Source organism: Neolewinella xylanilytica (assembly GCF_002934605.1).
Taxonomy (GTDB): Bacteria; Bacteroidota; Bacteroidia; order Chitinophagales; family Saprospiraceae; genus Neolewinella; species Neolewinella xylanilytica.
The window spans coordinates 772,776-788,915 of the sequence record NZ_PTJC01000006.1 but is presented as its reverse complement, the minus strand read 5'-3'; the positions used below and the strand labels follow the sequence as shown (position 1 = coordinate 788,915).

14 protein-coding genes are annotated in these 16,140 nt (G+C 58.9%); 7 read left to right on the top strand and 7 right to left on the bottom strand.

The annotated features are described in order from the left end of the window. Positions 1–7: 7 nt before the first annotated feature. Entirely contained in the window at positions 8–754 is a 747-nt protein-coding gene (locus tag CLV84_RS12525; protein WP_104420131.1) for a phosphatase PAP2 family protein, read from the bottom strand. 46 nt (positions 755–800) lie between these two features. Continuing rightward, a complete protein-coding gene (locus CLV84_RS12520; RefSeq protein ID WP_104420130.1) occupies positions 801–1,727 on the bottom strand; it encodes a septum formation inhibitor Maf in 927 nt (308 codons plus the stop codon). Between the two features lie 191 nt (positions 1,728–1,918). Between CLV84_RS12520 and CLV84_RS12515 the strand changes: the two genes are divergently transcribed. The 6 genes from CLV84_RS12515 (at position 1,919) to CLV84_RS12490 (ending at position 8,171) form a co-directional block, all read left to right on the top strand. Further along, on the top strand, positions 1,919–3,850 hold the full coding sequence (locus CLV84_RS12515; protein WP_170067688.1) for an OmpA family protein: 1,932 nt from the start codon (positions 1,919–1,921) through the stop codon (positions 3,848–3,850). A gap of 87 nt (positions 3,851–3,937) precedes the next feature. Then, complete coding sequence (locus CLV84_RS12510; protein WP_104420128.1) at positions 3,938–4,327, top strand: hypothetical protein; 390 nt, start codon at positions 3,938–3,940, stop codon at positions 4,325–4,327. Between the two features lie 10 nt (positions 4,328–4,337). Continuing rightward, positions 4,338–4,811 carry a DUF4920 domain-containing protein gene (locus CLV84_RS12505; protein ID WP_104420127.1) on the top strand — a complete coding sequence of 158 codons (474 nt, stop codon included), beginning with the start codon at positions 4,338–4,340 and terminating at the stop codon, positions 4,809–4,811. Between the two features lie 183 nt (positions 4,812–4,994). Further along, positions 4,995–5,498 carry an RNA polymerase sigma factor gene (locus tag CLV84_RS12500; RefSeq protein ID WP_104420126.1) on the top strand — a complete coding sequence of 168 codons (504 nt, stop codon included), beginning with the start codon at positions 4,995–4,997 and terminating at the stop codon, positions 5,496–5,498. 364 nt (positions 5,499–5,862) lie between these two features. Further along, the gene (gene epsC / locus CLV84_RS12495; RefSeq protein WP_104420125.1) at positions 5,863–6,660 is read left to right on the top strand and encodes a serine O-acetyltransferase EpsC; all 798 of its coding nucleotides are present in this window, start codon (positions 5,863–5,865) and stop codon (positions 6,658–6,660) included. A gap of 104 nt (positions 6,661–6,764) precedes the next feature. Further along, on the top strand, positions 6,765–8,171 hold the full coding sequence (locus CLV84_RS12490) for a DEAD/DEAH box helicase (RefSeq protein ID WP_104420124.1): 1,407 nt from the start codon (positions 6,765–6,767) through the stop codon (positions 8,169–8,171). Between the two features lie 78 nt (positions 8,172–8,249). Here CLV84_RS12490 and CLV84_RS12485 read toward each other — a convergent pair whose 3' ends face one another. The 5 genes from CLV84_RS12485 to CLV84_RS12465 all read right to left on the bottom strand — a co-directional run bounded on the left by CLV84_RS12485 (position 8,250) and on the right by CLV84_RS12465 (position 12,934). Then, positions 8,250–9,188 (bottom strand): SDR family oxidoreductase, encoded by a 939-nt coding sequence (locus CLV84_RS12485; protein WP_104420123.1) that lies wholly within the window; start codon positions 9,186–9,188, stop codon positions 8,250–8,252. A 102-nt stretch (positions 9,189–9,290) separates the two neighbouring features. Beyond that, positions 9,291–10,091: a rhamnogalacturonan acetylesterase gene (locus CLV84_RS12480; protein ID WP_104420122.1), complete on the bottom strand. Its 801-nt coding sequence runs from the start codon at positions 10,089–10,091 to the stop codon at positions 9,291–9,293. A 233-nt stretch (positions 10,092–10,324) separates the two neighbouring features. Further along, positions 10,325–10,687, bottom strand: coding sequence for a c-type cytochrome (locus CLV84_RS12475; protein ID WP_104420121.1), 363 nt, complete (start codon positions 10,685–10,687; stop codon positions 10,325–10,327). Beyond that, entirely contained in the window at positions 10,684–12,138 is a 1,455-nt protein-coding gene (locus CLV84_RS12470; RefSeq protein WP_104420120.1) for a PQQ-dependent sugar dehydrogenase, read from the bottom strand. Before CLV84_RS12470 ends, CLV84_RS12475 begins: the two co-directional genes overlap by 4 nt. 418 nt (positions 12,139–12,556) lie before the next feature. Next, a complete protein-coding gene (locus CLV84_RS12465; protein ID WP_104420119.1) occupies positions 12,557–12,934 on the bottom strand; it encodes a DUF3703 domain-containing protein in 378 nt (125 codons plus the stop codon). A 260-nt stretch (positions 12,935–13,194) separates the two neighbouring features. Between CLV84_RS12465 and gcvP the strand changes: the two genes are divergently transcribed. Continuing rightward, positions 13,195–16,086, top strand: a complete 2,892-nt coding sequence (gene gcvP, locus CLV84_RS12460) for an aminomethyl-transferring glycine dehydrogenase (RefSeq protein WP_104420118.1) — start codon at positions 13,195–13,197, stop codon at positions 16,084–16,086. The last annotated feature ends 54 nt before the right edge of the window (positions 16,087–16,140 follow it).

Genomic DNA, 16,140 nt, shown 5'->3' with positions numbered 1-16,140 from the left:
AGGATCGCTAATTTTCGCCGTCACCACGGTGGAGGGTCGGTACTACGAGCGCAATAATTGTGCCAACGGCCGTGCCTACCAGTACGTCGGTGAAAAAATGGCGGCCCGCACGCATCCGTCCGTAGCTCACGGCAGCCGGCAGTAATGCGGCGCCTAACCATACGTAGGGACGGGCGCTGCTGTTGGGATGCAAATCATTGTACAGCTTGGCCGAGGTGATGGCAAAGTAGGCGGTAGTAGCGCTGTGGCCGCTGAAGAAGGAGTAGCGGCTGGTTTTTCGCATCTTGGTATCCAGGGGCGCGTCCGGGTTGTAATTGTAAGGGCGGGGCCGGCGCACGAGCACCTTAGTCAGGTTGTTGAGGCCCGCATTAATCATGGCTCCCTGAAAAACGACCATGGCTATTTCATTAAAGTTATCCCGCCCAGGTCGATCGAGGAGAAGGAAGAAAGGGCTGGCGAAACTGGCGAGAAGCAGTTTGTCGGTCGCTTCGTCCGCCCTAAGGCTGAGGTGGCGGGTACTGAACATGTCGATACCGGGAATGCGGTCGATTTCCAGGATGCTGATGTCGTCCTCCGTTAGTGGCACGACCCGGCGGTCGAGCAATACGGAGGTCGTGGTCAGGCTGCCGCCGAGCCCCAGAAGGACGGCATTCGTGGTGTTACTCGGGTTGTAGGGTTGCAGGCCTTGGGCCGGCAACAACTGACTGACCAGTAGGGCAAGAATGAAATAAAGCAGCGTTAACGCTCGGTACATAGACGGGATCGTTGTAGTTGGCTAACGATGGGGCGGTAAAATTGTGCTACTCCAACCCCAATTCGGCACGCAGTGGCTGGTTGGCGTTCGCGTTCTGCGACCAGTAAGCTTCCGTGCGCTGCCGGCGGAGCGTAGCAGTGGTGGTGAGCTCGGTGCCGCCACTGGGGTAGGTTTCCGTCCACTGGCGGATAATGTACGGGGAAGCAGTTTCGTAAGTGACTTCCAGCCGTCTGGGAAGCTCCAAGTATTCGAGTACGTAGGTGCGTAAACTGTCTCCCAGATTGGTTGTGGATGCCCGGGCCGTAGCGGCGACGTAGGGCTGATGGGTCATGAGGAGATAGCCGGTATTCGGAATTACCCGGAAGGTGCCCTCCGGCAGTGCCCCGCCGATGCGGATGCGGTTGAACACTTCGTCTTCCAAAAAGTCGGCCGCCAGGGGTTCCTCCCGATCCCCTTCCCGTTCGAAGTAACTACGAAGTTGCATGCGCCAGGTATCGTCGCCGGCATAATTCAACTGGGTGTAACTCTGGCCGCACCAGTCCTGTGAGCTGGTCGTCACTTTCAACGTATGGGGATAAGCCCGACCGTCGGTGGGGGTGAACACGGAGGTCATGAGCGAATAATCGTAGATCCCGGTCACGAAGCGCCGGATCAGGTTGGTCTTCAGTACGGAAGCCGACGCAGCGGCTCCCGCCTCCGCTTCGCCTTCATCCTTTACCTGGCGATCGGCCAGAAAGGGTTCGCTTACCTGTATGAGTACGGCTTCTCCCTCCCGTAGTTCGCCGTAGCGCGCCTGGGTCAGATCATAAGTCGTGATCTCGGCCTCGCCTCGGTACCAATAATCGGGCAATTCTCCGGAGAAAGCGCCCGTTCCGGAAGCTACTGTGGTGGAATCGGCAACAATGTTGGAATCGTTGCCAACGTTACAGGCCTGCAGGAGCAATCCCAAAAGGATGATCCGAATAATTTGCATACACGTACAATGAATCACCCCAACCGGCCACTCTTGGCACGGTCGGGGGAATAGTTCGAAAAAGTCTTACATTAGCGGCGATAGTTTACTAATGCACTCATTGTACTTGTGGCTCCGTCTTCGGGCGGAGCCCAAGCTTTGGTAGGCTTGCCCCCAGTCCCGAATATATGCGGACCGCTCATCTAATCGTTTTGGCCCTGATCTTGTTCGGCAGCCGGTCCGTTTTCGGCCAGTCGCGCGACCGGCTTCGCGCCGTGGAGGCCTTCGACGACGGCATGCAATACATTCTGGACGGAAAGCTGAGCCGGGCAGCCAAGCGGTTGCAGCAAGCCGCCGATTACGACCCGACGTTCTTACCCGGTGTTCGTTCCCTGGGTACGGTGTGCGGTTTGCAAAAGGACTTTGACTGCGCCATCGAATCCTACCGGACCGTACTGGAGGCAGATTCCACCTTCTCGCGCTTATTATACTTTCAGCTTGGGGAGGCTTACCTCCAGGCGGGGGATGCCCGTCAGGCCCTCGACTATTTCCAGCGCTTTCAAGCACTACAGGATCGGGATCGCGGTGCCTTCGGGCTGATGGGCGATCAGGAGATGGCCACCGAGCAACGCATAGTAGATCAGGACCTCGACCGGAGTATTCTGTCAGCGCAGATTTCCGCCGACAGCACCAACTACGTCAACGCCACCAACCTATTGAATATGGGGGCGCCGATCAACAGCGAGGACAACGACTATTTCCCCTTTTTCACCAACGACCTGACGGGGGTGCTGTACACCCGGCAGGAATCCCGCGGCGACGAAGACCTGATCACCGCCAAACGCCGCGGCACGACGGGTAAGTTCCGGACATCCCGTTTCGGCACCTTCAATACCCAGCAACCGGAGGGGATGTGTACGCTGGTACGTGACGGCGAAACCATCTTTTTCACCCTCTGCCACGAAAACGAGGGCGGCGGCGGCTGCGACATTCATTCCGGCGTGCTCATCGACGGGCGTATCGAGCATACCGAGCAACTGCCGAACTACCTGAATTCCCCTACCTGGGATTCCCAGGCGGCCATCAGCTGCGATGGCCGGCAACTCTTCTTTGCGAGCACCCGCCCCGGAGGCATCGGCGGAAGTGACCTGTACCGCTGTTATCGATTGCCGGATGGCAGCTGGTCCGAACCCATTAATCTGGGGGCCGGCGTAAATACCCCCTACGACGAGGAGGCTCCTTTTCTTAGCAACGATGCCGAAACGCTCTACTTCTCCAGCATGGGCCACGAGAGCCTTGGCGATCAGGACATCTTTTACAGCCGCTGGGATCCCAGCCGGGAACGGTGGAGCAAGGCCATGAACATCGGACCGCCCGTCAACAGCCCGGCGCGGGAACTCGGCTTTCACTTATCCGCCGATGGCCGGCAGGGCTTTTTCGCTAGCGACCGGGCCGGGGGCATGGGGGGATTAGACATTTATAGTTTCACGCTTAACGAGGAACTGACCGGCAAGGAAGTCACGTACGTAAGTGGCTTCGTGACCGATAGCCTCACCGGGGAACCGATCGCCAACCAGGAAGTGCCCGTAGCCGGTGGAGACGTATTTCGCACGAATTACGCCGGTCGTTTCTTCATCTGTGCGCCACCCGATGCGCCGCTAACCCTACAGGTGGATAACGCGGCCTACGATCCCTACCGACATACCTTTTCCATTCCCCGCTGGGACAATACCACGCCCTACCGGATCAACCTGCCCTTGACCAAATCCGGCGCACCGCCGCCCCCCGAGCCTGAAGTAAAACCCCGGGAGACCTATACGGAAACCTTGCAGGCCCTTTTCGCCTTCGAGGAATACGAACTCACTTCCGAGCAGCAAAGCGCCCTGCGGGTGTTTGCCGATTCCCTGGATCGCGAGCGGATCGCCTCCATCGCCCTTATCGGATTTACCGACGAGACCGGTGCGGTGGATTACAATATGCGGCTCAGCCAGAACCGGGCGGAAGCCGTCGGAGCTTACCTGCGGAAGCTCGGTATCAACCCCGCACTGATCGTAATCGAGGAAGGAAAAGGAGAGATCGCCGGCCAGCGGGAAAAAAAGTTGAATCGTAGGGTGGACATTGTAGTCACTATGTACGGGGGATAACATTCGCCTACCGAACAATTGGGGTCGCTAGACATTTTTCTCTTTCACATCAAGCGATACTTTTCCATTACCCTTACTGTTCCGAATATGCGATATCCTATCCTTTTCTTCCTGGCTTTAAGCTGTAGCGCCCTGACCGCCCAAACCGAAGCCAAACCATCCTACTGTGAGGAAGCACCTGCCACCTACGGCGAGGCTGGTGTGCCCGGAGGCGAATCCGCTCCCTCCTTACCCAAATTTTCCACTACCCCGACTACCGAGTATAAGGTGCAGGTGGCCATTCTGCGGTACACCGACCCCGCCGAATATCCCTTTCACCCTACCTTAGTAGCGCGTTACCGCCCATGCGAACAGGTTTGGGTCGTAGAAAGCCGCGAAAGCTTCACCAACCGTGACGAAGCGGTCGCCCTACAGAAAACCCTGGAAGACGCCGGATACGGTGACAGCTACATTACCGATCTGGTAGCTTACCAATAATTTACCTCCTATGCGCCTCGTGCTCCTCCTCGGACTTTCCCTCGCTCTCAATCATTGCGCTACCGAGACGGAAGCCCCTACCGAAGCATTCTACGGCGCGGAGTTTTCTACCACCGACGTGCGGCCGGCGGAGTCCCTGCTGGCAACCTACGGGCAAGAAGCCCTCAGGGACTCCGTCCGCACCACCCTACGCGGGACCGTTAATGAAGTCTGCCAGGCCAAAGGATGCTGGATGACGCTCACGGCTGGCAACGGCCAGGAAATGACCGTAACCTTCCGGGATTACGGTTTTTTTGTGCCCAAGGACATCGGTGGCAAGGAAGTCCTTATGCATGGCATGGCCTATACCCAACTAACTCCGGTGGAGGAGCTCCGTCACTTCGCAGCGGACGCGGGCCAGTCCGAAACGGAAATCGCCGCCATTACCGAGCCCCGCAGCGAACTCCGCTTCCTGGCGGAGGGGGTTCGGGTGCTACCGGAATAGGCCATACAATCATAATGATTGTATATAGTCAGTCGCCTAAATGTAGTACGCCCGGAACGGAAGGGGTAAATACATAAGTTGCTGTTTTTTAGCTAGTTATAATTTTGGCACGCCATTTGATATCTCTATGGCGAGTAACCGCGGGTTAGACCGCAAACATTATAACAGTAAGCTATCAGCACTATGACTAACCAAGAATTTACCCAGGAGATTAACAAACTTGAGAACCTGTTATTCTCTTTTGCGCTTCGCCTGACGCGTAACCACCAAGATGCTCAGGACCTGATGCAAGAAACCAGCATGCGTGCCTACCGTCACCGCGATAAATTCACGATGGGCACCAACTTTAAAAGCTGGGTATCTACCATCATGCGCAACACTTATATCAACCGCTACCGCAAGGAAAAAAGCCGCAAGCACGTGAACCAACCCATTGAGACTTTCACTTTCGCACTCGAAAGCACCAGTGCTATCCCTAACCAGGGCGAGCATGACATGCGCCTTAAAGAGCTTAACCGCATGATGAGCACGATCGGGGAAATCTACAGTGTACCCTTCCTGATGTTTTACCGCGGTTACGAATACAAAGAGATTGCCGCCCACCTGAACATCCCTATCGGCACCGTCAAGAGCCGCATCTTCCTGGCCCGCCAGAAAATGAAGGGTATGATCGGCAGCAGAAACTAGGCCTCGGCCCTACCGACCTATACAGAGCAAATTCCTGAAACTAACTATTACGCTTGAGAGACCAGAGTATCTAACTAGTTTGAGACACTAGGATTTATTTGAGAGACTTTGACGCACTATTACACAGACACTTTTAGACGCTTTTACAACAGACACTTTTAGACACTATTTTAAGGACAGACACGATTTGAGGAAGTTTTGGAGCAAACAGCACTTGACAATGCATTTTCCAGATTAACCACGACTTCCATATATTTCACACTATCCAATTCCCGGTGAAGATCATTTCCCTTCATCGAAATTGGATCCCAGGGGGCCGGCACTTAGCCGGCCCTTTTATTTTTCCGCTATTTTCACCGCCGTTATGAACGAGCAATTTCTCGCGCGGCTCTACCGGAATCACCTCCAGGCCAATACCCTACCCTCTCCCCGCCTCATCGAAGAATGGCTGGACGGGTTGCTGGCGTTTCTGTTCCCGGAAATGAGTACCCTCAAGTTCACGTCGGAAGCGGCCTTTCGCGACCACTATCGCACGAATGATTTAAAACTGTACTCCATCCTTTCCGGCATGCCGGGGCGGGGGGGTGCCGCGTCCGGCGTGGATGAAGTGCGTAGCGCTTTCGAGACCCGGCTCCCCGGTATCTACGATAGCCTGGTGGAAGATGCGGAAGCTATCCTGGCCGGAGACCCTGCTGCGGTGAGCCGGGTAGAAGTGATTACTACCTATCCGGGCTTTTACGCCATCGCGGTTTACCGCATAGCCCATGCCGTGCACGAGCTAGGCGTGAGCCTGTTGGCCCGGATGCTTACCGAGATCGCCCACGGTAACACCGGTATCGAGATCCACCCGGGTGCCCGGATCGGTCGCCGGTTTTGCATCGACCACGGAACGGGCATCGTTATCGGAGAAACCGTCGACATCGGCAGCGACGTTAAAATGTACCAGGGAGTGACCCTCGGGGCCCTCAGCGTAAAGAAGGAAATGGCGCGTACGAAACGACACCCGACCATCGAAGACGGGGTCATTATCTATGCGGGTGCCACCATCCTCGGGGGCGATACGGTTATCGGTACGAAAAGCATTATCGGCGGGAATACCTGGATCGTAAGGAGCGTACCGCCGGATAGCCGGATCTACTACCGGGAGCCAAAATTCGAATGATCGAGGTCGACTGACCGGTATGCAAGCCGTTTTAAATCATTACCTTCACGGTATAAATAAATTGCGTAGGCCGGAGAAAAATGGCTTGCGCCCAACAAGCCCCAATGGATATTACGCCCAATGACACCCCGGAAGAGGAGGTTGTCTACTTTGACGAACTCAATCTCGTCGACGAATTACTGGATGCCCTCGATGATATGGGCTTCGATAAATGCACGCCCATTCAGGCGCAGGCTATCCCTCCTTCGCTGGAAGGCCGTGACGTACTCGCGGTCGCCCAAACCGGCACCGGCAAAACCGCCGCCTTCCTCCTTCCGATCCTGGACAAGCTCACCCGGAACCCGGTAAAGAAGGTGAATACCATCATTCTCGAGCCCACCCGGGAATTGGCCATGCAGGTAGACCGGCAGCTCGAAGGCTTTAGCTTCTATACGCCGGCCTCGTCCATCGCCATCTACGGGGGGCGGGACGGCCACAGCATGGAACGGGAAAAGAATGCCCTGAAAACGGGCGCTCCCCTCGTAGTCGCTACCCCAGGGCGTCTGATCGCCCACCTGGATCTTGGCTACGCGGACCTGAGCGGTGTAAAGCATCTCGTGCTCGACGAAGCGGACCGGATGCTGGATATGGGTTTCGTCAATGACATGCTCAAAATTATCGACCTCCTGCCGAAGGAAGGCCTGCAGATCCTCTTCTACTCCGCTACCATGCCGGGCAAGATCCGCAAGTTCTCGAAGGAGATTCTAAAAGACCCGGTGGAGATCAGCATCGCCATTTCCAAGCCGGCGGAAAAGATCGATCAGAAGGCCTTCGACGTGGCCGACTGGGCCAAGATCAGCCTCATCGAGCACATCCTCGAAGACAAGAAAGAGCTGGAACGCATCCTCATCTTTTGCGGGCGCAAGAAAACCGTCCGCGATCTCACCCGACGCCTACAGCGTAAGGGACACAAAGCCGAATCCGTCTCATCGGACCTCGAGCAACAGGAACGGGAAGACCGCCTCGGCGACTTCCGTTCCGGAAAGATCCCGATCGTCATTGCTACCGACGTACTAAGCCGCGGGATCCACATCGACGGCATCGATCTGGTGATCAACTTCGACGTCCCCGGCGACGCGGAAGACTACGTGCACCGCATCGGCCGTACCGCCCGCGCCAGCGCCGAGGGGGAAGCCATTACCCTCATCAGCAAGGAAGATCGTCAGCGCTTCAAGCGGATTGAAGAACTGGTAGAAAAGAAGGTCAGACGCATCCCGCTTCCCGACGAACTCGCCGATGCCGAACCGCCCCAGGGCACAGGAAGCCGAGACGACAAAGGTGGCCGGGGAGGTAACAAGAAAGGCGGCAAAGGCCGAGGCAGAAGTCGTGACAATAGCAACCGCTCCGGGAATTCCCCGTCTTCGGCCCCCGCCAGCGAGGCAAAGGCTCCGGATACGGGTGACCAACCGAAAAAGAAATTCGGCCGCCGCCGTCCACGTCGGGACAAGGGCAGTGGGGGTGGACAACCTTAGCGCTTCGGACGGACCTAAGCGCGAAACGACTGGGGGCGATGGCTAGTGGCAACTTCGGTTGGCTGCCCGGCATGCTCCCTACACCGCTTTCTGATATCCTTCGCTGGCCATTGGCCCACCGATGCTCATGCCTCCGTCAACGTCGTAACTGACGCCGCTGATAAAGGCTGTTTCGTCACTAGCCAGGTACCGCACCATGCTGGCGATCTCGGCGGGATGGCCGGGCCGCTTCGCGGGAATGTACTTCCGCTGCTGATGCAGTGCGTCCTCCGGGTGGGCACTGTTCATGGGGGTGGACACCTCACCGGGACGTATGCCGTTAATCGTCACATTCGTTCCCGCAAGCGCATAAGCGGCACACTTGATGAAACCACCGAGTGCGTGTTTGCTCATGGTATACACCGTGTCTACCGGATTAGCGACATGCTCGTGCACGCTCGTCACGACGATGACCCGGCCGGGCGTCTTTCGCGGTGAGCCGATTTCACCGGTCAGCACCTTCCGGGCCATGGTGGCGATCTCCTCGAATTTGCCCCCGGAACGCTCCGCGTCCATCCCTAACATATAGCGTACCCCGCGCTGGATGGCCAGCACCGCCCCGAAGGTGTTGATCCGGAAAAGGTTTTCGAGATCGGCGAGCTCCAGTTCGGGAAACACTTTCATGCTCATTTGGCCGGCATTACTGACAAATACATCTAAACCGCCCAGTTCCCGTACCATCGCGTCGACGGCCGGTCCGGCGGCCCCGGCATCCGCGAGATTCATATGCTGCACAACAGCGCGTCGACCCAGTCGGCGGATTGCCTCCGCCGTGAGTTCGGCGTCGTCGCGGTGGTGGGCGTAGGTGAGGGCCACGTCACATCCGTCTTTCGCTAGCGTCAGGGCGGTGTAACGACCGATCCCGGTATCGCCACCGGTAACGATGGCATTGCGGATACGCCCGGCGGGAAGACCGCGCTGTCCGGGTGGAGTAAGGGTTTCCAGAAGTTCGTCTACGGTAGTGACCTTGCTGTTCATCGTGGGGTGTTTACCGTATGATGTAGCCGGGTCCGCCGCTTGTTCGCCCGTGCAACGGCCCACTAGCCGTCTGATGCGTTTAACGGGCTGCGCCCGGCACTTTCAGGGTCTTAAGTCCCGCAGGGAAGCGAAAACCAGGTCGGCAACGGCCCCCGCCCCCTCCGGTTGAAAGTGGGTGTTGTCGTCCTGACCGTCGGGGTAGGCCGGATACTTGCCGGCCGGGAGGTTCATGAAATAGTGGGTCGTGACGTATTCCCTACCGCGTTCGCTGAAGGCATCCATGGATAGCTGGTTCAGGTCGATGATGGCGGTACCGGTTTCTTCGGCAATGGCTTTGGCCGCCTCGGGATACTCACCGTGGACGTTTTCCAGGTGGCCGTTTTTCCACGGATAATTGCGGGCTACCGGAGTGAGGATGATCGGCGTAGCCCCCCGCTCCCGGCTCTGTGCCACGTACAGGCGCAGGAATTCTTGATACCCTTCGACGTCCACGTACCGCTCCGGTTTGCCTTCGGCGGCGTCGTTGTGGCCGAACTGCATGAGTACGAGGTCGCCGGGGCGCAGGAGCCGATGCACTTCCCGCCAGCGCCCCTCCTGGAAGAAAGTCCGGGTGCTGCGTCCGCCCCGCGCCCGGTCGTCGACGATTACGCTGTCCGCCGAAAACAAGCCCTGAAAGGCCGACAGATCGGTCGTGTCGAAGCGCTCCTGCATCACCTGCCCCCATCCCGTCACCGGGTAGCGGGTCTGCATATAATTCTCTCCCGGTTCGTAGTTGTCGGCATAATCCGCTACGGTGGAGTCACCGATCAGGTAGAGGGTCACTGCCCCTGGACCAGGCGACGCACAACCGATAATGCAGAGCAGCAAACAGGCCAACGGGAAAGAACTAAAGCGAACGTACATATCGATCGGATCGGGTTTCCCCAAATTTATTCAACGGGGTAGTGACGCCCGATAAAGGCACGCAAAGAGCTAGCCAGATGGTGAAAATTGCGCAGCATTAGCTTCCTCCCCGGGCAAAGTAGGCGCTGATATCGGATGAGCGGGACACGAACGGAGGTATCTGCTTGCACCGGGCTCGATTCCTTGCACCCGCGCGCCGCCGCCCGGCCTGGCTCGCCCACGAGGTTTTGGGTTTAGCGCCGGACTTCTCCGTCCCGTCCCTTTTTCAAATAGCCGATGTAGTCCGCGACGTTGCGAACCTCCGTGTCCGAGAGGATGTCCCCGAAGGCAGGCATGGTACCCAACCCTTTGCGGATCTGGTAGCGGATGGCGAACTTGGGCAGTGGCTTGTTGATAATGGCCGGACCAACGGCCGCCATACCTCCGGGGTGGCAGGAATTGCAGTACTTATCGAACAGAACCCGCCCCTCCGCCAGCGCCTCGGTGGGCATATTTACCACCTCGGCCGCCGGGCGCGTACGGGGGGCAGAGCAAGCGGTAACAACCGTAGCGGCCAGAAGGTATAGCAGTCCGGCGATGATGGGCAGTTTCTTCATCGGGTTTTCGTTATTTTCCAAACTACGCCGGTTCCCTCCCGGGGCATCGGCCCCTGCTCATCGTCCAGGGTAAGGATGCCGAAGTCGACCACGTACAGGGCGTCGCCCGCCGGATCGAAGCTGACCGATACCGGCCGCTCCAGCCCACCGCTGCGCAGCCAACTGGCCGGTCCGTTCTTGGGGCTGTTATTGACGGCGAAATCTGCTACTACGCCCGTTTTGACGTCCACCCGGACCACTTTATAACCCACCGGCGCCAGGGCTTTACCTACGGTCGGTGCCATGTCGCCGAATTCGGCTACAAAGGCCTGGCCGGCGAAACCGAAAGCAGCGCCGGGGGAGAAGTCCAGTCCGTTCGCCGAGGCGTGGACACCGAATTTAGCAACCGCTTCCGCCGGTGCTCCCGGATCTTCGGCCAGGATACGCTGCGGGTCGTTTTTGCCCGGAAACTCGAGGGAGGCCACCGGGATGCCGGAATAGTAGTCCGGCCATCCATACCACGATCCCTCCTCCACCTTCCAGAGCAGGTCGCCCGTACCCCAGGCCGGGCGGCTTCCCCGCACGTCGTACATATTGTCGGTCACGTAAAGAGCCCCGTCGGCGTCCAGGGCCAGACCGTAGGGGTTGCGGAAGCCCCAGGCTACCAGTTCGGCCTCTCCCCCATCGACGGGTACGCGTAGCACCGCTCCGCCACAGGGAATGGCGCCGGGAATCACCTGGCCGTCCTGCACGGTTTCTCCGTAGGGGGAGTAGGGCCCGGTGACCGCCTCGTCGTCGGGCTCATCCGTCAGTACGTTTTCGGTAGTGGAGTTTACGCCCCGGACGGTGATATCCTCGCAGGGGATGTCGTGAAAGTCGGTAAAGCGGTGAAGCCAGCCGTAGGCCGCGTTATCCGTACCCACTACCGCGGCATTGGTGGCCGTGCCCTGGCCGAAGTAGACGTATCCGTCGCGGACTACCGGTCCGTTGGTGTGGTGATCGCCCAGGCTGGGTAAATTCTCCACGAGTATCTCCGCCGTGCCCGCCTCGCTGACCTGGAGAATCTTGCCGCCTTCCAGCTGTCCTCCCTCGGCAATGTAGAAGTAGCCGTCGTCGAAGGTGATGCCATTCCAGGGACCATTGCGCTCCCCGGCGTACACGAGGGTGGTATCTCCGTCCGCGCCGATCCGCAGTAGCTTCGGTTGGAGGAAAACTTCCCCGTACGAGTAGCCTGCCTCAATGACGTGGGGGGTTCCGTCACCGTCGAAGGCGACCGCGGTGGGGAAGGTCAGTCCGTCGGCCACTACCTCGATCCGGTAGCCTTCGGGTAACAGAACATCCTCCGGGTCGGGCGTTCGCCCCTGCGGAGTATAGGACAACTGACCACCCCCCTTCGAGGGAAGAAGGCCGTAACATCCCACTAGCAGCAGGGCGGCAACCAACAGCGTGGTAAGGCGGATGATGTACTGCATGTGCCGGCCGTGTATTGAGTTCTAGATTCACTATTCTACGCGAGTGCCGGCCCGAATGTTCCCGCCTTCAACAACTGTTGGCCTCCTTCAGATCCCGAAGGGAAACGTTTCGGGCGTCATGCCATCCGCTGATTCCGGGTGCGGTGCATCCATTCGGTCCAGGCAAGGAAAGGTAAGCCTGATTTTCGCGGTAGGATAGGTCGACGGATCACGCGCATAGCTCGGGTAGCCAGGGGTTCGATTCACTTGGCAACCGGCAGATCATACGGCCTGGTTCGCCTGTTGTTCTCCGAAAAGCGACGAACTACCTGGTAGTGATCGGCGAACCTACTCCCAGACCAAAACGCAAGTGGTGCTGTTTGACCGGAATTCGGGCGTCGGGGCGCGGGAACCGGCAACGCGATAAACGGAAGCGGGCTCAGTCACCAGCTATCCCCGCCAACCGGAACATCTCCCCGATATCCTCCGCTAGGGGAAATGACCGCATCGGCGGAACGTTCGCTCCGCCCGGATTGCCCAGCGGCACTTTTCCCACGAACGATTTTACCCCACCGACCAGCAATCTGGGTAATTGCCCGGCAATTTCCTTCCCGCTCTTAATTCGAAAACCGAATCGCAGCATTACCCAATGCACGTACGTATGCGGCACCGGATAGCGCTGACCGATCACGTGGGCGCGTTCGAGGTGATGCCAGGCCGTGGGCAGATCACCGCGGTTATACGCTTGGCGGTACGCCGCCATCTCCCGGATGAAATACGGCTGCAAGGTTTCGGGAAAGCGGGTGTTCAGGGTCATGATCCGATGGGCTTATCGAAATAAAAACAGTTGAATTCAGGGGCAAGTTGCCTACCCCGCAACGGCCGGGGGCCGGCTGGATGGACGATCGATACCTACCGGGCCGAGCCTTCCGCATGCAGCTGGTCCCGAACGGGATTGTCGGAGGAATGGAACCGGATTGCCGGAAAGCGAGCGGGTATATCCGACTCGGCTGGCGGTAATGACAACCAATTCAGGTGGCTAGCGATTACCTTTGCGACCCCAATCGAAGCCACAGCATGCAAGCCCTTACCCCCCGCCACGACCAGTTCCGAAACCGCCACATCGGGCCCTCCCCCGAGGAGACCGACGCCATGCTCCAAACGATCGGTGTCGACTCGCTGGAGACCCTTATCGACCAGACCGTACCGGAGAACATCCGGGTCCGGGAGCCCCTCAACATCACTTCGCCGATCAGCGAGTACTACTACCTCCAACACCTGAAGGGTATCGCGGACCGCAACAAAGTATTCCGCAGCTTTATCGGCATGGGTTACCACGGTACCATCACGCCGTCGGTGCTGCTCCGCAACGTGTTCAGCAATCCCGGCTGGTATACCCAGTACACCCCTTACCAGGCGGAGATCGCCCAGGGTCGCCTGGAATCGCTGCTAAACTTCCAGACCATGGTCAGCGACCTGACGGGCATGCCGGTAGCGAACGCCAGTCTGCTCGACGAAGGTACCGCCGCCGCCGAAGCGATGACCATGTTTTACGGCCACCGGAACAAACGGGCCAAGGAGCAACCGGCCAACGTATTCCTCGTTTCCGACCAGGTGCTGCCCCAAACGCTGGCCGTACTACAGACCCGGGCCGAGCCTTTGGACATCGAAGTGCGGGTCAGCCCGGCCGCCGACTTCGAGCTCGACGCGGATAAGGTCTTCGGCATCCTGCTCCAGTACCCCGGTGCGAACGGTCAGATCGCCGACTACCGGGAACTGGCCGAATCGGCCCGCAAGAAGAATATTACCGTAACGGTGGCGGCCGACCTCCTCGCCCTGACCCTGCTCACCCCGCCGGGCGAATGGGGAGCGGACGCCGTTGTGGGCAACACCCAGCGCTTCGGCGTGCCGATGGGCTTCGGTGGGCCCCACGCCGCCTACTTTGCCACCCTGGATACCTACAAGCGGCAAATCCCGGGTCGGATCATCGGCGTAAGCCAGGACCGTCACGGCAACTTTGCCCTTCGCATGGCGCTGCAAACGCGGGAGCAGCACATTCGCCGCGAGAAGGCGACTTCCAATATCTGTACGGCCCAGGCCCTGCTCGCGAATATGGCGGCGATGTACGCCTGCTACCACGGGGCGGAAGGACTGACCGCGATCGCCAAGCGCACCCACCACTTCGCCGTCATCCTGGCGGATACGCTGAAGAAAGCGGGCTACACCCTGGCCACGGATGCCTTCTTCGATACCCTGCAGATCGATCTGGCTCCGGAAAAGCGGGCCGAAATCCGGCAACGGGCGGAACGGAACGGGTACAATTTCTTTTATCCCGAACAGGGAGGCATCCGGATCAGCTTCGACGAGACGGTGGCGACGACGGACCTCCAGGCTATTTGCCGCATCTTTGAGGCATCGCTGGACTACCGGGGTGCCGAACTGACTGACGACGGGGGGATCAGTGGTATCGAAACCCGCATTGCTCCCGCGCTCCGGCGCAAAAGCCCTTTTCTGACGCACCCGAACTTCCGGAACTACCGCACGGAAACGGAAATGATGCGCTACCTCAAGCGCCTCGAGAACAAGGACCTGAGCCTGATGCACAGCATGATTCCGCTCGGTTCGTGTACCATGAAGCTCAACGCGGCTACCGAATTGATTCCCGTGAGCTGGCCGCAGTTCGCCGATATCCACCCCTTCGCCCCGATCGAGCAGGCCCAGGGCTACAGCGAACTCTTCCGCGAACTCGAGCACGACCTCGCGGAAATTACCGGATTCACCGCCTGTAGTCTGCAACCCAACAGCGGTGCCAGCGGGGAATACGCCGGATTAATGATCATCCGCGCCTACCACCAGCACCGGAACGAAGGCCACCGCAACGTAGCGCTGATCCCGGAAAGCGCCCACGGCACCAACCCCGCCAGCGCGGTAATGGCGGGCATGCAAGTCGTGGTAGTCAAGAGCGACGAGGCCGGCAACGTCGATATGGACGACCTGCGCGAGAAAGCCGAAAAGCACGCCGAGAACCTGGCCGCGCTGATGATCACCTACCCGAGCACCTACGGGGTCTTCGAAACCGGGGTGGTGGCGATGTGCAAGCTGGTGCACGAGCACGGCGGCATGGTCTACATGGACGGCGCGAACATGAACGCCCAGGTCGGACTGACCAGCCCCGGTCGTATCGGCGCCGACGTCTGCCACCTAAACCTGCACAAGACCTTCGCCATTCCCCACGGCGGTGGTGGCCCGGGCATGGGCCCGATCTGCTGCAACGAGGCGCTCGCTCCCTTCCTCCCCGGACACCCGCTCCAGAAAACCGGCGGACAGAAAGCCAGCTCAGCGGTAGCTTCCGCCCCGTGGGGAAGTGCCAGCATCCTGCTCATCAGCTACGCTTACATCAAGATGCTCGGCGCCTCCGGACTGCAGGCTGCCAGTGAATTCGCCATCCTGAACGCCAACTACATCAAAGCCCGGATCGAGGATACCTACGACGTACTCTTCACCGGTGAGAACGGCCGCGCGGCCCACGAGCTGATCCTGGATCTGCGTCCGTTTAAATCCGTGATGAGTGCCGGCGACCTGGCCAAGCGCCTGATCGATTACGGATTCCACGCTCCTACCCTCAGTTGGCCCGTAGCCGGAACGGTCATGATCGAACCCACCGAAAGTGAAAGCAAGGAAGAACTGGACCGCTTCTGTGACGCCCTCATCGCCATTCGCGAGGAGGCCGACGAGGTGGCGCGGGGAGACGCCGACGCCCAGGACAACGTACTGGCCAACGCCCCCCACACCATCGCCGAGCTCACGGCCGACGAGTGGGTCCACGCTTACAGTCGCGGCAAAGCTGCCTATCCCCTGCCCTACCTGCAACAAGGGTTCAAATTCTGGCCCAGCGTCGCTCGCGTGGATGACGGATACGGGGATCGGAATTTTGTCTGTACGTGTCCGCCGATTGAAGAGTATGTTTAGGATATAGGGGGTAGGGGGGGTAGTAGGTAGGGGGGTAGTATGTAGGGGGTAGTA

Excerpts from the sequence above, each read along its gene's own strand:
- epsC (WP_104420125.1), top strand. The coding sequence starts at position 5,863 with ATGAACGAGCAATTTCTCGCGCGGCTCTACCGGAATCACCTCCAGGCC.
- CLV84_RS12470 (WP_104420120.1), bottom strand. The coding sequence starts at position 12,138 with ATGCAGTACATCATCCGCCTTACCACGCTGTTGGTTGCCGCCCTGCTG.
- CLV84_RS12520 (WP_104420130.1), bottom strand. The coding sequence starts at position 1,727 with ATGCAAATTATTCGGATCATCCTTTTGGGATTGCTCCTGCAGGCCTGT.
- CLV84_RS12490 (WP_104420124.1), top strand. The coding sequence starts at position 6,765 with ATGGATATTACGCCCAATGACACCCCGGAAGAGGAGGTTGTCTACTTT.
- CLV84_RS12485 (WP_104420123.1), bottom strand. The coding sequence starts at position 9,188 with ATGAACAGCAAGGTCACTACCGTAGACGAACTTCTGGAAACCCTTACT.
- CLV84_RS12475 (WP_104420121.1), bottom strand. The coding sequence starts at position 10,687 with ATGAAGAAACTGCCCATCATCGCCGGACTGCTATACCTTCTGGCCGCT.
- CLV84_RS12505 (WP_104420127.1), top strand. The coding sequence starts at position 4,338 with ATGCGCCTCGTGCTCCTCCTCGGACTTTCCCTCGCTCTCAATCATTGC.
- CLV84_RS12525 (WP_104420131.1), bottom strand. The coding sequence starts at position 754 with ATGTACCGAGCGTTAACGCTGCTTTATTTCATTCTTGCCCTACTGGTC.
- gcvP (WP_104420118.1), top strand. The coding sequence starts at position 13,195 with ATGCAAGCCCTTACCCCCCGCCACGACCAGTTCCGAAACCGCCACATC.
- CLV84_RS12465 (WP_104420119.1), bottom strand. The coding sequence starts at position 12,934 with ATGACCCTGAACACCCGCTTTCCCGAAACCTTGCAGCCGTATTTCATC.
- CLV84_RS12500 (WP_104420126.1), top strand. The coding sequence starts at position 4,995 with ATGACTAACCAAGAATTTACCCAGGAGATTAACAAACTTGAGAACCTG.
- CLV84_RS12480 (WP_104420122.1), bottom strand. The coding sequence starts at position 10,091 with ATGTACGTTCGCTTTAGTTCTTTCCCGTTGGCCTGTTTGCTGCTCTGC.
- CLV84_RS12510 (WP_104420128.1), top strand. The coding sequence starts at position 3,938 with ATGCGATATCCTATCCTTTTCTTCCTGGCTTTAAGCTGTAGCGCCCTG.